16 protein-coding genes are annotated in these 16,766 nt (G+C 72.0%); 10 read left to right on the forward strand and 6 right to left on the reverse strand.

The features are described 5' to 3' along the window. The first annotated feature begins 46 nt into the window (after positions 1-46). Complete coding sequence (locus ACZ7DY_RS06465) at positions 47-1,861, forward strand: GMC family oxidoreductase N-terminal domain-containing protein (RefSeq protein ID WP_471130813.1); 1,815 nt, start codon at positions 47-49, stop codon at positions 1,859-1,861. Between the two features lie 79 nt (positions 1,862-1,940). On the opposite strand, the gene ACZ7DY_RS06470 is transcribed toward ACZ7DY_RS06465, so the two are convergent. Further along, a complete protein-coding gene (locus ACZ7DY_RS06470) occupies positions 1,941-2,960 on the reverse strand; it encodes an LAETG motif-containing sortase-dependent surface protein (RefSeq protein WP_471130815.1) in 1,020 nt (339 codons plus the stop codon). A 238-nt stretch (positions 2,961-3,198) separates the two neighbouring features. Here ACZ7DY_RS06470 and ACZ7DY_RS06475 point away from each other — a divergent pair, with 238 nt between their 5' ends. The 3 genes from ACZ7DY_RS06475 (at position 3,199) to ACZ7DY_RS06485 (ending at position 5,345) form a co-directional block, all read left to right on the forward strand. Then, positions 3,199-3,564: a hypothetical protein gene (locus ACZ7DY_RS06475; RefSeq protein ID WP_471130818.1), complete on the forward strand. Its 366-nt coding sequence runs from the start codon at positions 3,199-3,201 to the stop codon at positions 3,562-3,564. 129 nt (positions 3,565-3,693) lie between these two features. Next, the gene (locus ACZ7DY_RS06480) at positions 3,694-4,437 is read left to right on the forward strand and encodes a hypothetical protein (RefSeq protein ID WP_471130820.1); all 744 of its coding nucleotides are present in this window, start codon (positions 3,694-3,696) and stop codon (positions 4,435-4,437) included. 173 nt (positions 4,438-4,610) lie between these two features. Next, a complete protein-coding gene (locus tag ACZ7DY_RS06485) occupies positions 4,611-5,345 on the forward strand; it encodes a hypothetical protein (RefSeq protein WP_471130822.1) in 735 nt (244 codons plus the stop codon). A gap of 639 nt (positions 5,346-5,984) precedes the next feature. On the opposite strand, the gene ACZ7DY_RS06490 is transcribed toward ACZ7DY_RS06485, so the two are convergent. Then, entirely contained in the window at positions 5,985-6,338 is a 354-nt protein-coding gene (locus ACZ7DY_RS06490; protein WP_471130825.1) for a chorismate mutase, read from the reverse strand. A 447-nt stretch (positions 6,339-6,785) separates the two neighbouring features. Between ACZ7DY_RS06490 and guaA the strand changes: the two genes are divergently transcribed. Further along, a complete protein-coding gene (gene guaA, locus ACZ7DY_RS06495; protein ID WP_471130828.1) occupies positions 6,786-8,372 on the forward strand; it encodes a glutamine-hydrolyzing GMP synthase in 1,587 nt (528 codons plus the stop codon). 100 nt (positions 8,373-8,472) lie between these two features. Here guaA and ACZ7DY_RS06500 read toward each other — a convergent pair whose 3' ends face one another. After that, positions 8,473-8,952 carry a pyridoxamine 5'-phosphate oxidase family protein gene (locus ACZ7DY_RS06500; protein WP_471130831.1) on the reverse strand — a complete coding sequence of 160 codons (480 nt, stop codon included), beginning with the start codon at positions 8,950-8,952 and terminating at the stop codon, positions 8,473-8,475. 151 nt (positions 8,953-9,103) lie between these two features. Here ACZ7DY_RS06500 and ACZ7DY_RS06505 point away from each other — a divergent pair, with 151 nt between their 5' ends. The 3 genes from ACZ7DY_RS06505 to ACZ7DY_RS06515 all read left to right on the forward strand — a co-directional run bounded on the left by ACZ7DY_RS06505 (position 9,104) and on the right by ACZ7DY_RS06515 (position 12,043). Further along, positions 9,104-9,889, forward strand: coding sequence for a class II aldolase/adducin family protein (locus ACZ7DY_RS06505; RefSeq protein ID WP_471130833.1), 786 nt, complete (start codon positions 9,104-9,106; stop codon positions 9,887-9,889). A 202-nt stretch (positions 9,890-10,091) separates the two neighbouring features. Continuing rightward, positions 10,092-11,357: a hypothetical protein gene (locus ACZ7DY_RS06510; RefSeq protein ID WP_471130836.1), complete on the forward strand. Its 1,266-nt coding sequence runs from the start codon at positions 10,092-10,094 to the stop codon at positions 11,355-11,357. Positions 11,358-11,509: 152 nt separating this feature from the next. Next, on the forward strand, positions 11,510-12,043 hold the full coding sequence (locus ACZ7DY_RS06515; protein ID WP_471130838.1) for a DoxX family protein: 534 nt from the start codon (positions 11,510-11,512) through the stop codon (positions 12,041-12,043). A 173-nt stretch (positions 12,044-12,216) separates the two neighbouring features. On the opposite strand, the gene ACZ7DY_RS06520 is transcribed toward ACZ7DY_RS06515, so the two are convergent. Both ACZ7DY_RS06520 and ACZ7DY_RS06525 read right to left on the reverse strand, forming a co-directional pair. Further along, positions 12,217-12,456, reverse strand: coding sequence for a hypothetical protein (locus ACZ7DY_RS06520; RefSeq protein ID WP_471130840.1), 240 nt, complete (start codon positions 12,454-12,456; stop codon positions 12,217-12,219). Then, a complete protein-coding gene (locus ACZ7DY_RS06525) occupies positions 12,443-13,816 on the reverse strand; it encodes a PspC domain-containing protein (RefSeq protein ID WP_471130842.1) in 1,374 nt (457 codons plus the stop codon). The genes ACZ7DY_RS06520 and ACZ7DY_RS06525 overlap by 14 nt, the downstream gene beginning before the upstream one ends. A 184-nt stretch (positions 13,817-14,000) precedes the next feature. On the opposite strand from ACZ7DY_RS06525, the gene ACZ7DY_RS06530 reads away from it, so the two are divergent. Together ACZ7DY_RS06530 and ACZ7DY_RS06535 are read left to right on the forward strand one after the other, a co-directional pair. Beyond that, entirely contained in the window at positions 14,001-15,290 is a 1,290-nt protein-coding gene (locus tag ACZ7DY_RS06530) for a PspC domain-containing protein (RefSeq protein ID WP_471130845.1), read from the forward strand. Continuing rightward, positions 15,287-16,018, forward strand: coding sequence for a LuxR C-terminal-related transcriptional regulator (locus tag ACZ7DY_RS06535; RefSeq protein ID WP_471130848.1), 732 nt, complete (start codon positions 15,287-15,289; stop codon positions 16,016-16,018). The genes ACZ7DY_RS06530 and ACZ7DY_RS06535 overlap by 4 nt, the downstream gene beginning before the upstream one ends. Before the next feature lie 42 nt (positions 16,019-16,060). Here the strand turns inward: ACZ7DY_RS06535 and ACZ7DY_RS06540 are convergent, their stop codons facing one another. Beyond that, the gene (locus ACZ7DY_RS06540) at positions 16,061-16,702 is read right to left on the reverse strand and encodes a hypothetical protein (RefSeq protein WP_471130851.1); all 642 of its coding nucleotides are present in this window, start codon (positions 16,700-16,702) and stop codon (positions 16,061-16,063) included. Positions 16,703-16,766 lie beyond the last annotated feature (64 nt).

Genomic DNA, 16,766 nt, shown 5'->3' on the forward strand with positions numbered 1-16,766 from the left:
GCGAGCAACCACAGACGGCCCGCGGGCAATTTGACGAGGAGAGTCGATGTCACAGGAGAGCTCTGCCCAAAACCAGGTGGGCGATGACGCGTACGACTACGACGTGATCGTCGTGGGCAGCGGTTTCGGCGGCGCGGTCTCCGCGCTGCGCCTGACGGAGAAGGGCTACCGCGTCGGCGTCCTGGAAGCGGGCCGCCGCTTCACGCGCGCGACGCTGCCCAAGAACTCCTGGGACCTGAAGAACTACCTCTGGGCCCCCGCGCTCGGCCTCTTCGGCATCCAGCGCATCCACCTGCTCGGCAACGTCATGGTCCTCGCGGGCGCGGGGGTCGGCGGCGGCTCACTGAACTACGCCAACACCCTCTACGTACCGCCGAAGCCCTTCTTCGAGGACCCGCAGTGGAAGGACATCACCGACTGGCAGGACGAGCTGCGCCCCTACTACGAGCAGGCCAAGCGCATGCTCGGGGTGCGGCTCAACCCGACGATGACGCCCTCGGACGTCCATCTGAAGGCGGCCGCGCAGGAGATGGGGGTCGGCGACAGCTTCCACATGGCGCCCGTCGGCGTCTTCTTCGGCGACGGCAAGGACGCGGACGGCTCCGCGAAGGCCGCCCCCGGCACCGAGGTCCCCGACCCCTACTTCGGCGGCGCGGGCCCCTCCCGCCGCTCCTGCACCGAGTGCGGCGAGTGCATGACGGGCTGCCGGCACGGCGCGAAGAACACCCTCAACGAGAACTACCTCCACCTCGCGGAGAAGGCCGGAGCCGTCATCCACCCGATGACCTCAGTCGTCGCCGTCACCGAGGACTCGCGGGGCGGGTTCGCGGTGGCCACCCTGCCCACCGACGACAAGCGCAAGGGCAGGGGCCGCACGTTCAAGGCCCGCAAGGTCGTCGTCGCCGCCGGCACCTACGGCACGCAGACCCTCCTGCACCGCATGAAGGACACCGGCCTGCTCCCGCGGATCTCCCCGCGGCTCGGCACGCTCACCCGCACCAACTCCGAGGCCCTGGTCGGCGCCCAGACCACCGACCGCCGCTACCGCAGGCGCCACGGCGCCGACCGGGTCGACTTCACCAAGGGCGTCGCGATCACCTCGTCGATCCACCCGAACGACAACACCCACATCGAGCCCGTCCGCTACGGCAAGAAGTCCAACGCGATGGGTGGCATGACGCTGCTCCAGGTCCCGTACAGCGTGAAGGGCGGCAAGGACCGGGTCAGGGGGTGGCTCGCCAACATGACGCGGCACCCGCTGCTCGCGGTGCGCTCGCTCTCCAACCGGCGCTGGTCGGAGCGGACCATCATCGGCCTCGTCATGCAGTCGCTCGACAACTCCCTGACCACGTACCGCAAGGAGAAGGGGCTGGGCAAGGGACTGCTCACCGCCCGGCAGGGGCACGGCGCGCCCAACCCCGACCAGATCCCCGAGGCCACCCGGGCCGCGACGATCCTCGCCGAGGAGATCAACGGCTTCCCCGGCTCGAACATCGGTGAGCTGATGGGCACCCCGCTGACCGCGCACTTCCTGGGCGGCTGCCCGATCGGCGACTCGCCCCTGACCGGCGTCATCGACCCCTACCACCGGCTCTACGGCCACCCCGGCATCTCCGTCGTCGACGGCGCCGCGGTCTCCGCCAACCTGGGCGTGAACCCGTCCCTGACCATCACCGCGCAGGCCGAGCGCGCGATGTCGTTCTGGCCCAACAAGGGCGGCGAGGACCCGCGTCCGGCGCAGGGCGGGCAGTACGTGCGGATCGCCGCCGTCGAGCCGAAGACCCCCGCGGTGCCCGCGGACGCCTTCGGCGCGCTGAGGCTGCCGTTCCTGGGAATGCCTGCGGTGCCGCCCAAGAAGTGAGCCGGCGAACCGCCCCCGGACACACGTAAGGACCTGCGCCCCCCTCCGAGCGCAGGTCCTTCCGCGTGATCAGGTGCCGTCAGACGGCGGAGTCCGCCTTGCGGCGGCGTACGGCGAACACCACGCCCGCACCGGCGACGACGGCGACCCCGCCGACGAGACCGACGACCGGGAGCATCGAGCTGGAGCCGGTCTCGGCGAGGCTGCCGCCGGTGACCGGGGTGTCCTGGGCGCCGCCCTGCGGCTTGTCCACCGCGGCCGCCGTCTTGGACGGGGACGGGGACGGGACCGGGGTGGCCGGGGCCGGGGTCTTGTGGCCACCGCCGGCCTTGACGACCTCGAGCGGGTGGTAGTCGTACGACTCGTGCGTGCAGTCCAGTTCGGAGTCGACGTACTCACCGGTGCCGACCGCGTACCCGTCGACGGACGGGGCGTCCGCGCCGACCCTGAACCGCAGCTTGACGGCGGTCTCCTCCTCGGCGTCCAGCTCGATGGTGCCGTAGGCGAGGCCGTCGTTCAGCTCGCTGTCGACCGAGGTCCACTCCTTGGTCTCCGGGTCGAGGAACTGCACCTCGGTGGAGTACCTCAGCCCGTCCTCCTCGTCGTCGTCCGCGCCGAGGTTGTTCACGAACGTGGTCCAGTCCACGTCGCCGAGCGGCTCGTCCGAGGAGTTGGCCGCGGTCAGCTTGAACTGGTGCCAGCCGCTGCCCGCGACGACCTTCTTGGGGAGCCCGACGAGCTCCACCTCCAGCGCGGAGTCCTCGTCCACGTCGTCCTCGGGCGAGCAGGCGGCCGGGTCCGGGTCCTCCTCCGGGTCCTCGGGGAGGTCGACGTCCTTGCCCGGCTTCTCCACCACCGGCACCGGGGGCGGGGTCGGCTTGCGGTCCGCGGGCGTCTCCGGCGTCTCGGGCACCTCGGGGGCGGGCGACGACGGCGTGGCCGACGGAGTCGGCGTCCCGGCCGGCGTGGGCGTTCCCGGGGTCGCCGCGGGCGGCGTGGACGTGTCCTCGGTCGCGAAGGCGGCCGGAGCCGACAGCAGCGCGAGCGGGGCCAGGACAGCCGTAGTGGCCGCGGCAGCCATGGCACGACGAAGCTTCATGCAGACCTCGGGAAGTCCGGCGCACTGCCGGGTCGGCAGTACGGAGGCGGCGGCCCCCGCGCCGGGACGCAGGTGTGGCCGTTGTTACGCATGCATGACCAGTGATCCCTGTGAATGGTTGTCCTCGTTTTCACATAATCCTTATGTGGCGTGACTCACACCGCTTGTGCCGCCGTGACGAGGTGCCGTAGAACTGCCCCCGCCCGCAGGGCGAGCCGACCCAGGGGAGGGGTTCAGCGTGGCCATACCCGACGAGGTGTGGAAGAGGTTCGAGAACGACAGCGAGCGGGAGATCCGCTCGTCCGCGCCGAAGGAACCGTCCGCGCGGGCCCGCATGGTGGCCGAGCGGCTGCGGCGCCTCGACGAGGAGGCCGCGCGCCGGCAGGTGGAGCAGGCCGGCCGGTTCCGCCGCAGGCGCGCGAGGCGCGAGGCACAGTCCGTGCGGTGGAGCCCGGACGAATGGCGGGCGGCGCCGACGGGCCCGAGCCGCGGCGCGCGGTCCGAGCGCGGCCGCCGGGTGTGGAGCGTGGTGATCGTCCTCGGCGGCATGGCGCTGGCGATCGTCCTGCTCAGCCCGTTCCGCTTCTGGATCTGGGGCTGGTGATTCCGGAACCGGATCGGATCTTCCTCCGTCGTAGCTCGTAGTGGCGGTGCGGGTGACTCCGCGCCGTGCGAGACGTAAGTGAACGAGAAGTACGCGGAAGTACGCGGGAAGCAAGCGGGGGATCAGAACGTGAAGTCAGCTGTGTCGCGCGCCGTGGTGGCCGTCTCGGTCGTGGCCGTCCTCGGGACGAGCGCCGCCTGCGGCAGCGGCGGTGACGGCGACGGGAAGCGGGAGAAGCCGCACGCCGGCGCCGCCGCCCCGAAGCTGGAGAAGGCGGCGCTGACGGCCGGCGACGTCAAGGGCTACAAGGTCGAGACGCCGGACGCGTCGGGCTCGGGCGCCGCGGCGCCGCCCGCGGGGAAGGCGGCGCCCGCCGAGTGCGCCCCGCTCGCCGCCCCCGCGAGGACGAAGGCGAAGAGCCGCGTGACCCGCGTCCTGACCGCCGGGTCGGACAAGGACGTCACCACCACCGAGGTCGGCCTCTCCGGTTACGGCCGGGCCGACGCCGAGCGGGCCATGGCCGACCTGCGCGCCGCATCGAAGTCGAAGAAGTGCGGCAGCTTCCACATCGGCGACCGGCGCTATCTCGGCGTCGAGGCCCTCCCGGCGCCGGACAAGGGCGACGAGGCCGTCTCGTACAAGATCGCCGACCGCAGGGGCCAGTACGTGTTCCGGAAGAGCGTCACGGTCGTGCGCAGCGGTTCGACGCTCGCGGTCTTCGACGCGTCGAACCTGTACGACCCGGAGGGCGTGCAGAGCGACCGGGAGGCCGAGCGGGGCGGCATGGAGGGCGTCGGCACGCCCAAGGCCGACGAGGCGCCGAAGGTCGCTCCCCGGATCGTCGACGCGCAGCTCACCAAGCTCGGCGCGTGAGCGGCTCCCGGGGCCACGGGCGCCGGGCGACCTGACTCACACCCCTCGCGTACAACCTTTTCGGCGGTTTCCGATCGTTACGGAAATCGCTGGTGGGAGCCGTGGGTCTGCCGCTTTCATGTCGCCTCGGCGCGGGCCGTCGCCCGCCCCGGGGAGAACTGAAGGTAGGAAACGTGAAGTCAACTGTGTCTCGGGCCTTCGTGGCCGCGTCCGTCACGGTCGCGCTCGGCCTGACCGCAGCGTGCGGCAGCGACAGCGGTGACAGCGGCGACGACGGCGGGAAGTCGTCGAAGCCCACCGGGTCCGCGCAGGGGCCGGGGGCATCGAAGCCGGCCGGGAAGAAGCCGGCCGCGCTCTCCGCCGCCGACCTGGAGAAGGTGGTGCTGGGCAAGGGTGACCTCAAGGGGTACACGTTCGAGAAGATGTCCGCGGCGGACATGCCGTCGCAGATCGTGCCCGCCGACCCGGCCGCCTGCCAGCCGCTCGCCGACATGTTCATGTTCGCCACCCAGCCCGCGGCCAAGGCCCGTGTCGGCCGGACCCTGACCGGCCCCGACGAGCTGGACGCCACGGTCATCTCGCTCGCGCTGCTCGCCCACGAGCGCGCCGACGCCGAGAAGATCATGGACGGCCTGCGGACGGCCACGAAGAAGTGCGGCGCCTACGAGCACGCGGACTCCAAATACCGCGACGTCGCGGCGCTGCCCGCCCCCAAGGAGGGCGACGACGGCGTCTCGTACAAGGTCGTGGGCGTGATCGAGGGCCAGAAGACGCCGATGAGCTTCACCGTCATACGCAGCGGTTCGACGCTCGCGGCCTTCTACTCGATCAACCTGCTCAAGCCGAAGGAGTTCGGCGTCCCCGCGAAGATCGTCAAGGCGCAGGCGGAGAAGTTGCGGGCCGAGTAGGGCCCCGCCGGTCACACCGAGAGCGAAGGGCCCCGCGGGACGGATCCGCGGGGCCCTTGGCTGTCGGCACCGACGTCAGGGCGGCGTCGGTGCCTCGGGGCGGCGCCGGGGGAGTGCGCCGCTCGATGGAGGAGCCGGTACGCATCGTGCTGGATGTGTTGTTGCCTGCGCAACCGTTTCGACCACATCCGTTGCGACCGCGTCTATAGGGGTTTCGGCCATGTCCGGCGCGGAACGTCCGTGAGGGGGCACGGCCACAGGCGTACGGGACGGGAATGCCGGGAGGATTCCGGGACGGAGGAGGGATGAGGGGGAGGGGGAGGGGGACGGAGGCCGGCCGGCCCCGGGCGTCCCCGGAGCCGACCGTTCTCTTGGGTGACCGGGCTGCTGTCCCCTGCCGTCCGGTCACATCACTGGAGCGAGGTCCCACGGCGCCCGGACTCGGTCCGTACGCCTCATCGCTCCAGCGGAGCCACGCGTGGTTCTTACGGGCCCGCACCTGGCTGACACGGACACCGGGACCAACGAAGCCCGCCCGGAACCGGTCACGCGCCGTACGGGTGAGAACGGATCCGAACTCAGTTCCGCAGGCCGCCGCGGGCCCCGCCGAGGGCCCCGTGACAGGTCCCGTCGCGGTGGTCAGACCCGGCCCCGGCACAGCTCGAGGAGGGTCATCGCGAGCGTCGTGCCGGGCTTGCCGAGCGCGTCCCTGTAGTGGCCGAGGATCTCCATCTCGCGGGAGAGGTTCACGCGCCGGCCGCCGGAGGTGATGCGGGCCTCCTGGATGACGGCCGAGACGGCCATGCGTTCCTGGACGAGGCCGATGATCCGGTCGTCGAGCGCGTCGATCCGCTCCCGGGCGTTCTCGATGACTCCCGCGGCCTCGGGGGTACGGGCGCCGGTCTTGTCGGCGGAGGCCGGGTTCGTGGGGGCGGGGGTGGTGGTCGCAGGGGTGGCGGGGGCAGCGGTCGCGGTGGTGGCGGGGGCGGTCATCAGGGGCTCCTTGGGGTGTCTGGTCCGGGGGACCGGGGTCCCGGAGCGGCAGGGCCCGCGTACGACAGAGCGCCCCGGGCCTTGTCGGCCCGGGGCGCCCGGTAAGTCGCTTGTCAGTGGATCAAGCAGCTCGACCATGGCAGCCGGTGGGCCGGTTACCATAGGTAAAGAGGAAGCCGAGGTGCTTGTTCACGGGGTCAGTATGCCCCCACGCGCGCGTGCCGGGTCAATCCGGATCCGCCCACGGCCCGGATGCTGAGACGCCTGTCCATGCGCCGTCCCGGGTCCGCCCTGGTCAGGGCGCCCGGTCCGCGGCCCGTCGGATACGACGAGGGAGGTGACGTCCGGGCCGTTAGAATCGACAAACACCGAGAAACACAGACCCCCTGCTCACGCACGAGCCTCTGCTCACGCACCGCTCAAGCTCAATGCCGGAAGGCCGCCGCCGTGCCATCAGCGTCCCCCGCTGCCGCCGCTCCCGACACCGTTCTGGTCGTCGACTTCGGAGCGCAGTACGCCCAGCTCATCGCCCGTCGCGTCCGTGAGGCCCGCGTCTACAGCGAGATCGTGCCGGGCACGATGCCCGTCTCCGAGATGCTCGCCAAGAAGCCCGCGGCGATCATCCTGTCCGGCGGCCCCTCGTCGGTGTACGCGGAGAACGCCCCCAGCGTCGACCGCCAGCTCTTCGAGGCCGGCGTGCCCGTCTTCGGCATGTGCTACGGCTTCCAGCTGATGGCGACGACCCTCGGCGGCACCGTCGACAACACCGGCGCGCGTGAGTACGGCCGTACGCCGCTCTCCGTCTCCAAGGCGGACTCCACCCTCTTCGAGGGCACCCCGGCCGAGCAGTCCGTGTGGATGTCGCACGGCGACGCGTGCAGTGCCGCCCCGGAGGGGTTCACGGTCACCGCGTCCACGGACGTCGTGCCCGTCGCGGCCTTCGAGGACGACGAGAAGAAGCTGTACGGCGTGCAGTACCACCCCGAGGTGATGCACTCCACGCACGGCCAGCAGGTCCTGGAGCACTTCCTCTACCGCGGCGCCGGCCTCACCCCGAACTGGACGACCGGCAACGTCATCGACGAGCAGGTCGCCGCCATCCGTGAGCAGGTCGGCACCAAGCGCGCGATCTGCGGTCTGTCCGGCGGCGTGGACTCCGCGGTCGCCGCCGCGCTCGTGCAGAAGGCCATCGGCTCGCAGCTGACCTGCGTGTACGTCGACCACGGCCTGATGCGCAAGGGCGAGACCGAGCAGGTCGAGAAGGACTTCGTCGCCGCGACCGGCGTGCAGCTGAAGGTCGTCGACGCCCAGGAGCGGTTCCTCGCCGCGCTCGCCGGGGTCTCCGACCCCGAGGAGAAGCGGAAGATCATCGGGCGCGAGTTCATCCGCGTCTTCGAGCAGGCCCAGGCGGAGATCGTCGCCGAGGCCCCCGGCGACCAGCCGGTGGAGTTCCTGGTCCAGGGCACCCTCTACCCCGACGTGGTCGAGTCCGGCGGCGGCTCCGGCACCGCCAACATCAAGTCCCACCACAATGTGGGCGGACTCCCCGAGGACCTCGAGTTCAAGCTCATCGAGCCGCTGCGCAAGCTGTTCAAGGACGAGGTCCGGATGGTCGGCGCCGAGCTCGGCCTGCCCGACGAGATCGTCCAGCGCCAGCCGTTCCCCGGCCCCGGCCTCGGCATCCGCATCGTCGGCGAGGTCACCAAGGACCGCCTCGACCTGCTGCGCGAGGCCGACGCCATCGCCCGCGAGGAGCTGACGGCGGCCGGTCTCGACCGCGAGATCTGGCAGTGCCCGGTCGTGCTGCTCGCCGACGTCCGCAGCGTCGGCGTCCAGGGCGACGGCCGCACCTACGGCCACCCCATCGTCCTGCGCCCCGTCTCGTCCGAGGACGCCATGACGGCCGACTGGACCCGCATGCCGTACGACGTTCTCGCCAAGATCTCGACGCGCATCACCAACGAGGTCGCCGACGTGAACCGCGTCGTGCTCGACGTGACCTCGAAGCCGCCGGGGACCATCGAGTGGGAGTGACCTCCCCGCACGCCCGAGACGGCGCCGTCCACAGCTCTGTGGGCGGCGCCGTCCGCATGTGCGGTGAGGTCCGCATGTCTGGTCAGGTCTGCACGTTCGGTCAGGTCCGCCTGGTGACGCGGGTCGGCGAGCCCGGCTTCCACAACTGCACCATCAGATACGTCCCGTCCTCGATGGAGGTGCGGACCACCTCGGTCAGCTCGGCACGGAAGAGGTGGAAGGCGTCCGGGTCCGGCGGATTGACCGCGTCCGCGTAGCGCGCGATGGTCTCCCGGTCCCGCACCTCGATCGCCCGGCCCGCGATCCGCACGTCGCCCCCGGCCATCTCCGCGTCCGCGCCCGGATTCGCCTGCAGCGCGAACCGCGGGTCCCGGCGCAGATCGAGTGCCTTGAGCGAGTTCGGCATCATGCCGAGCCACAACTCGCCGTGGAGGAAACGGGCTTCGAGCCCGCTGGTGCGCGGCGAACCGTCCTTGCGGAGCGTCGCGAGGACATGGTGGGTGAACGCGGCGAACCGCTGCTCGACCGTCTTGGCGAGCTCCGGATCCGCGGTGGTGAAGGCTTCCCAGTTGGACGACATACGCAGAGTGTGACACCGATACCCGACATCCCCTGTCGTCTTTTATGCCGGCGCTGATCCGACATCCTCCTGCTCTCCTGATCGACACCCTCTGTTCTCCTGTACGCACCACCGGTACCTTCCGCCTCGTACAGCCAGGGATGGAGGACACATGCAGGCGCCCACACCGATACCCGTCGAGCGGTTGCAGTTCGCGATGCCGCCCGTCCACGAGTCCGTGGCGGACGAGCGGCGACACCGCAAGGAGCGGCTCGCCGGCGCACTGCGGATCTTCGGCAGGCTCGGCTACGAGGACGGGGTCTCCGGCCACATCACGGCCCGCGACCCCGAGTACACCGACTGCTTCTGGGTGAACCCCTTCGGGATGCCCTTCAAGCACATCACCGTCGGCGACCTCGTCCTCGCCAACGCCGAGGGGCAGGTGGTGCAGGGGCGCCACTACGTCAACCAGGCCGCGTTCACCGTCCACGCCCAGGCCCATCTGGCGCGGCCCGACGTCGTCGCCGTCGCGCACTGCCACTCGCTGCACGGCCGCGCGCTCTCCACGCTCGGCGAACTCCTCGACCCGATCACCCAGGAGGCATGCGCCTTCTACGAGAGCCACGCGCTGTACGACGGCTACACCGGTGTCGTCGTCGACGCCGAGGAGGGCCGCAGGATCGCGGCCGCGCTCGGCGGGCACAAGGCGGTCGTCCTGCGCAACCACGGCCTGCTCACCGTCGGGGACTCCGTCGACGCCGCCGCCTGGTGGTTCATCTCCATGGAACGCTCCTGCCAGGTCCAGCTGAGCGCGCGAGCGGCCGGGCGGCCCGTGCTGATCGGCCACAAGCAGGCGGTGCAGACCCGCGAGCAGCTCGGCAGCGACCTGGTCGCCTGGATCAACTACCAGTCCCTGTGGCAGGACATCAGCCGCAGCGAACCCGACCTGCTGGCATGACCGGGACCCCGCCCCACACCCCATCCCGCACCCTGCCCTGCCCGCCGACCTGGGCGTCAACGAGGCGCCCGGTCTTTCACCCCCGCTGACCTGACCCCGGGGATTCGTTCGCCCTTCAGTACGGCACAATTCCCTTTCTCTGCAAGGAAGTTCAGGTGAAGCCGCCCCGGCGGCCTCAAGGGTGGGGAAGGCGGCGTACGCGGTGGCGGTGCAGGAGGCGAGGCAGGGCGCGCACGGGGGCGGCTGCACGTGCGGCGGATGCCCGCACGGGGCGCGCGAGGGGCACCGGCGCGCCGTGGCCGCGTTCCTCACCAAACGGGACGGACTCGCGGCAGGCGAAGGGCTGCCCGCCGCCGTCGCCCACTCGGCCGGCGCCTCACGGCAGTGGGTCTCGGACGAGCTGACCCAGTCCGCGCGGGACGTCGCCGAGCGCAGCAGGGCCGAGGGCGAGGCGTGGCTGCGACGGCTGTGGACGCGCACCCTCGGTGTCGTCTGGGGCGCCTGCGCGGTGCTGCTCCTCGTCCAGGCGCTCACCGCGATCGGCACCGGCTGGACGGCCGCGCGCACGGCCGGCCTGCTGGCCGCGCTGGTCGTGGGCGGGCTGCTGACCGCCACGGCATACGCCCACCGGGCGCGCGGCGGAGTCCTCGCGCCGGTGATCGGCGAGGACAACCGGCTCTCCACCTCGCGTGCAGTGGCCGCCTCCTGGGTGCTCCTCGTCGTCTTCGCGGTCCTCGTCCTCGCCGGCGAACTGGCCGTGGCCTCCGGGCACCGGGAGCGCGACGACCTGATCGCCGGCCTCGAACTCGCCCGCGCCGCGGGCACCGTGACCGTCCTCGCCGTGGTGTGCACGGCCGCGGTCCTGGTGCGCAGGGTCGTCGGCCTGCGGGTGCTCGGCCAGCGGCTGCAGAAGGTGCGGGCCGACCGGCCGCGCGCCGCCGACCCGCTCACCGACGACGCGGGCCGGGGCAGCTTCACCGACGCGCAGTACGTCCTGATCAGCGCCGTCGCCCTGGTCTTCGCGGCCGTCCGCCTCGCCCGGCGGCCCGGGCAGCTCCCCGACCTGCCGTGGGGTCTCGCCCTGCTCGTCCTCGTCTCGGCCGCCACGTACCTGGCGGGGAAGTACGCCGAAGGCGGCCGACCGGTGATCCACTCCGTCGTCCGCGCCCGGGAGGCCGGCGACCTCGACGCCCCCATCCGCACGGGCGACGACATCGAGATCCGCGGCGCCGGCTTCGTCCCGCCCGGCGCCGGAGCTGCCGACCGGCTCGCCCGCACGGTCGTCCGCATCGGCGCCGTGCACGTCCATGTGCCGCTCGTGCCCGTCCCCGGCGGCTTCACCAACCCGACCGACGCGGTGCTGACCGTCCCCGTCCCGGTCGACGTCGAACCCGGCCGCGTCGACGTCCAGGTGGTCACGGCCGCGGGCGTCGAGACGAACCGCGTCACCATGGACGTCACGGACTGACCCCCTCCCCAGCCTCCTCTCCACCCCCCTCCCCGTCTGGGCACCAGAGCCCCATTCGGCCCCGTGCCGTGAAGTGCTCCGCACGTCGTTGAGCAGCGCTCCTGCTTCGTCCGTATCGTCAGTAGACGGGACAACGCGAAAGGCGGAGTGCCATGACGCACGGCATACGGGCGCACAGCCCCACCCACCACACCAGCCACGTCAGGCGCGACGACCGGCGGGAGGCCGCCGCCCGCCACGCCCTGCTTCCCCTGCGGATCTTCCTGGGCGTCACCTTCATCTACGCCGGTCTGGACAAGCTCACCGACAGCGCCTTCATGCAGGCGAGCGGCCCGGGGTCGATCGGCGCGCAGATGGAGGGCGTCCGCGACATCTCCGCCGTCCCCGCGCTCGTCGACCTCTCCCTGAAGAGTCCCGTCGGCTTCGGCTACGCCATCGCCCTCGGGGAACTGGCCGTCGGCATCGGCACCCTGATCGGCCTCTTCGCGCGCGTCGCCGCGCTCGGCGGGGCCTTCATCTCGCTCAGCCTCTGGCTGACCGTGAGCTGGCACGAGGAGCCGTACTACTACGGCAACGACCTGGCCTACCTGATGGCATGGCTGCCGCTGGTGCTCGCCGGGGCCGCGGTGTACTCCGTCGACGCCCTGCGCACCGCCCGCCGCCGCGCGAGAGCCGACGGACCCTAGGGCGTGTCCGTGAAGTCGCGTCCGGCCCGCGACGCCTGGCACGCGCGCTCGCCGCGTTGTCGGGCCCGCCCGAGTACGCCCGGTACGAGGGCGACCCTCCGCCTTGCGATCACACGCACCAGACACCGCGGACCACGCCCTCCGGGCGAACGACGCGACTTCGCGGACACGCCCTAGTCCCGCGAGGCCCCGGCGCCCCCGGGTCGTCCGCCCGCGCGGGCGGCTCCCCGCGGGCGTATCCCATGGATCGCCGCCGCCACACCCGCGAAAAAGAGGCCTGCCATCACGAGCGGCAGCGCGACGAACCACGGCGCGTCCCAGGCGCCGCCCGCGTCGCCCGCGTACACGACGGCGACCGCCAGGAGGAAGAGGCCGGCGATGAGCTTGCCGGGGTGGAATTCATGACGTAGCACGGGTCACCTTCGCTTGTCCGACACCGACTTCCAGGTGCAGATCGATCGTGCCGCCGTCCTTGCCGCCCGCGGACGGCTCCAGCGTCACCTTCTTCTCACGGCCCGGCGCGATGTCCAGGTCCTTGCTCTTGTCGTCCGGCAACACGATGTCGCCGACGCCCACTTCCGCGTTCAGCCGGACCGTGGCGTCCTTCGGCACGATCACCCTCAGGTCACCCGCGCCGACCTCGACGTGGGTCTTCACCGTCTTGTCCTTGCCGACCTCGATCCCGCTCAGGTCGAGCGTGCCCCTGCCGAGTCCCAGCTCGTACTGGGGGCGGACGTCCGTCGCCGCGGCCGGTATCCAGTCCGTGCGGGCGTAGTGCGTGGTGATGTTCTCCGGGAGGGCCGCCGCGCCCGCGAGGAGGCCGGCGGTGAGCACCGCGAGCACGATCGAGCCGGCGCCGGTGCGCCCGAGGAACGCGCTGATGGCGATGCCGAGGCCGAGGACCGCGAGCGCGGCCGCCAGGCCGGTCTGCAGCGTCGTGCCGAGCGGGTGGTCCTCCCAGGTCAGGCCGGTGCCGAGGCCACCTGCCAGCAGGGCGAACAGGAACACCCAGCCGCCGATCCAGCGCGGCCCGCGGGGCTTGGGCGTGGCGACGGACGCGGCGGGGGGCTCGGTCACGCGGCGCGGCCACGGCCGGTGTCCCGTCGGCTCATAGGTGACGTCTAGGCCCTCGGGGCCCCAGAAATAGCCCGGCCTCCCGTGGTACGTGCCGTCCTTCACTATCGGGTCGCGCCACCAGGAAGGGCCGCCGGTCACCGGCGGCGCCTGCGCCTCGGGCGGGGCGTCCGCCGCGGCCTGCGCCGCCACCGGGTCGGTGTCGAGGGTGTCCCGCTGCTGCGACCAGTACCCCGCGCCCGCGAGGAGCAGGGCGAGGACGGCGGCGAAGGTGAGCGCCCCGCCGTTGTTCAACAGGGTGAGGAAGACGCCGCAGCCGACCAGGGCGAAGAGCACCGCCGTCAGGGCCTGGCCGTCCACCCGGCCGGAGAGGAGCCTGCGCGCCTCGTTCTCCTCCTCGTCCTCGTACGGCACGAAGAGCCACGCGAAGCCGTAGAACACCAGGCCGAGGCCGCTGGTGATCGCCAGCACGGCGAGGCCGATGCGGAAGATCACCGGGTCCATGTCGCACATCCGGCCGAGCCCGGCGCAGACGCCGCCGATCTTCTTGTGCCGGCGGTCGCGGCGGAACTTGCGCGGCTCGGCGGGCAGCCCCGACAGGTGAGCGCCCGCGGGGACGCCCCACTCGCCCTCCGCGGCGCGCACGGCATCGCGGAGGGCGGCCTCGGTCTCCGTCTCGGCGGGCTGCTGATCTGTCATGCGTCCATGGTGACGGCCGCGAGGCCGCCGCGGCAGTCGGGACGACCCTGGACGAACCCTGATATCGCCCCTGAGACTCCTCGGGTCGCACCCCTGACAGGGTCCGGGCAGGGGCCGAGATCAGGGAAGTCTCGGGGATCGCCCCTGATGCTCGTACCCGCGCCCGCGTGTGAACATCGATGACATGCCGGAAGCCGCTGCACCGCCCCTCGACGACGTCCGACCGCTGCGCAAGCTCTATCGCAGCGGCGACGGGCGTTGGCTGGGCGGGGTCGCGCGCGGTCTGGCGGGGCATCTCGGGCTGCCCGTGATCTGGGTCCGGTTGATCTTCGTCGGGCTGTTCACGGCGGACGGTCTCGGCGCCCTGTTGTACGCGGCGTTCTGGTTTTTCGTCCCGCTCGGCGTGGGCGGCGTGGACGCCGAGCGCCCGCCCGCGGCCGTCACGACGGAGATGACACCGGACGGCCGCCGCAAGCTCGTTGCCCGCAAGCCCGACAAGGGCCAGCTCGTCGCGCTGCTCGCCATGGTCGTCGTCGCCATGGTCTTCGTCGGCAATGTCGACCTGGACGGCTCGACCAAGGCGTATGTCGTCCCCACGCTGCTCGTCGCCGCCGGTGTCGCCCTCGTCTGGCGGCAGGCCGACAATGCCCGCAGGGCCCGCTGGATGGCCGTCGGCCGCCGCAGGCGCACCCTGACCCTCGCCCGCTCGGCGGCCGGAGTGCTCCTGGTCGGCGCCGGCGTCTCCGGCATCTTCGTGCTGCAGGGCTCCGCCGCGCACCTGGGCGCCGTCCTGCAGGCCTCGCTCGCCGTCCTGGTCGGCGTGGCGCTGCTCGCCGGCCCCTATCTCGTCCGCATGATGCAGGACCTCTCGGAAGAGCGGCTGATGCGCATCCGCGCCCAGGAGAGAGCCGAGGTCGCCGCGCATGTCCACGACTCCGTGCTGCACACCCTGACCCTGATCCAGCGCAACGCGGAGAGCCCGGGCGAGGTGCGCAGGCTCGCCCGCGCCCAGGAGCGCGACCTGCGCGCCTGGCTCTACAAACCCGAGGGCACCGGCAAGGACGAGGACGAGGAGCCCGACACCCTCGCCGAGGCGGTCCGCCGCAGCGCCGCCGAGGTCGAGGACAAGCACGGCGTCCCCATAGAGGTCGTCGTGGTCGGCGACTGCCCGCTCGACGAGAGGCTGACGGCGCAGATGCAGGCCGCGAGGGAGGCCATGGTGAACGCCGCCAAGTACGGTGGCGAGGGCGGCGCGGTGCAGGTCTTCGCCGAAGTCGAGGGAGAGACGGTGTTCGTGTCCGTCCGGGACCGCGGCCCCGGCTTCGATCTGGACTCCGTGCCCGACGACCGCATGGGCGTACGAGAATCGATCATCGGCCGCATGCAGCGCAATGGCGGCACGGCACGGCTGCGCGCCGTGCCCGGCGGCGGTACGGAAGTCGAGCTGGAGATGGAGAGGACGGCGACGACATGAGCGACGCGACCGGGGCCAATGGGCCCACGGAGCCGACCGGGTCGGACGAGGGCGGCGGTGCGGATGGGCGTCGCGTGCGAGTCGTCCTGGTCGACGACCACCGGATGTTCCGCACCGGGGTGCAGGCGGAGATCGGCCGGACCGACGTCACCGGTGTGGAGGTCGTCGGCGAGGCCGCCGACGTCGACCAGGCGGTCACGGTCATCACGACCACCCGCCCCGAGGTCGTCCTCCTGGACGTGCACCTCCCCGGCGGCGGCGGGGTCGAAGTCCTGCGCCGCTGCGCGCCGTTGATGGCGGACGCGGAGAGTCCGGTGCGCTTCCTCGCACTGTCGGTCTCCGACGCCGCCGAGGACGTCATCGGCGTCATCCGGGGCGGTGCCCGCGGCTATGTCACCAAGACCATCACCGGCACCGACCTGGTGGACTCCATCTTCCGCGTGCAGGACGGCGACGCCGTGTTCTCGCCGCGCCTCGCGGGGTTCGTCCTGGACGCCTTCGCCTCCACCGACGCGCCCCCGGTCGACGAGGACCTGGACCGCCTCACCCAGCGCGAGCGCGAGGTGCTGCGGCTCATCGCGCGCGGCTATGCGTACAAGGAGATCGCCAAGCAGCTGTTCATCTCCGTGAAGACGGTCGAGTCGCATGTCTCGGCGGTCCTGCGGAAGCTGCAGCTGTCCAACCGCCACGAGCTGACGCGGTGGGCGACGGCGCGACGGCTGGTCTGACCGGTCGGCGCGCCGCGACGCCCCGGCGGCGCGCGGTGGCGCTCAGCGGTGCGCGGCTCTCGCCGCCGGTGCCGCGGGGCCCGGCTTCCGCAGCGCCCACCGGTAGTGGCCGACGGCCTTCACGGCGCCGATGAGGCCCGTCAGCCACACGATCAGGCCGACGCCCATGCCGAGGGCGACGTCGGTGTACGTATCGCGCCCCGGCTCGGCGTACGCGGCCGCCGCGAAGGAGGTCCACAGCCCGAGCGCGCACACGGCGAGGGACGACAGGAGCCAGAGGAGGCTCAGCGCGGGGGAGCGCAGCCGGGCGTCGGAGGCGGGGTCGCTGTCCAGGGCGAGCCAGTCGTCGGTGAGTTCGCGTATCCGCCGGTCGCGGCGGAAGCCGAGGACGATGCCGATCACCGCCGGGACCAGCACCCCCAGACCGAGGACGGCGAGGATCGGACCGACGATGAAGCCGGTGATGTCCTCGTCCGCGAGCAACGCGAACGGCTCGACCAGCAGCGCCCAGCCGAGTGCGGCACCGAGCCCGCACAGCCACAGCAGCAGGAGCCTGCCCACTCCGAGGTGCCGCCTGCGGAGCTCTTCCAGGGCCATGCCGCGGTCGGTGAGCAGCGTCTGCCGGTCCGGCCAGGTGCGCAGATGTACGGGTGGCGGGGGCGGCGGCAGCGTACGGCTAGGCATGCACCCGACATTACTGGTGGATCATCACCGGTCGGTCTCCCGCTGATCGCGACGGTCACCCGCC

The organism is Streptomyces sp. NPDC037013 (assembly GCF_055607265.1).

Coding starts and splice junctions, on each gene's coding strand:
- ACZ7DY_RS06465 (WP_471130813.1), top strand. CDS start 47: ATGTCACAGGAGAGCTCTGCCCAAAACCAGGTGGGCGATGACGCGTAC.
- ACZ7DY_RS06470 (WP_471130815.1), bottom strand. CDS start 2,960: ATGAAGCTTCGTCGTGCCATGGCTGCCGCGGCCACTACGGCTGTCCTG.
- ACZ7DY_RS06490 (WP_471130825.1), bottom strand. CDS start 6,338: ATGACCGCCCCCGCCACCACCGCGACCGCTGCCCCCGCCACCCCTGCG.
- ACZ7DY_RS06500 (WP_471130831.1), bottom strand. CDS start 8,952: ATGTCGTCCAACTGGGAAGCCTTCACCACCGCGGATCCGGAGCTCGCC.
- ACZ7DY_RS06505 (WP_471130833.1), top strand. CDS start 9,104: ATGCAGGCGCCCACACCGATACCCGTCGAGCGGTTGCAGTTCGCGATG.
- ACZ7DY_RS06515 (WP_471130838.1), top strand. CDS start 11,510: ATGACGCACGGCATACGGGCGCACAGCCCCACCCACCACACCAGCCAC.
- ACZ7DY_RS06525 (WP_471130842.1), bottom strand. CDS start 13,816: ATGACAGATCAGCAGCCCGCCGAGACGGAGACCGAGGCCGCCCTCCGC.
- ACZ7DY_RS06530 (WP_471130845.1), top strand. CDS start 14,001: ATGCCGGAAGCCGCTGCACCGCCCCTCGACGACGTCCGACCGCTGCGC.
- ACZ7DY_RS06535 (WP_471130848.1), top strand. CDS start 15,287: ATGAGCGACGCGACCGGGGCCAATGGGCCCACGGAGCCGACCGGGTCG.
- ACZ7DY_RS06540 (WP_471130851.1), bottom strand. CDS start 16,702: ATGCCTAGCCGTACGCTGCCGCCGCCCCCGCCACCCGTACATCTGCGC.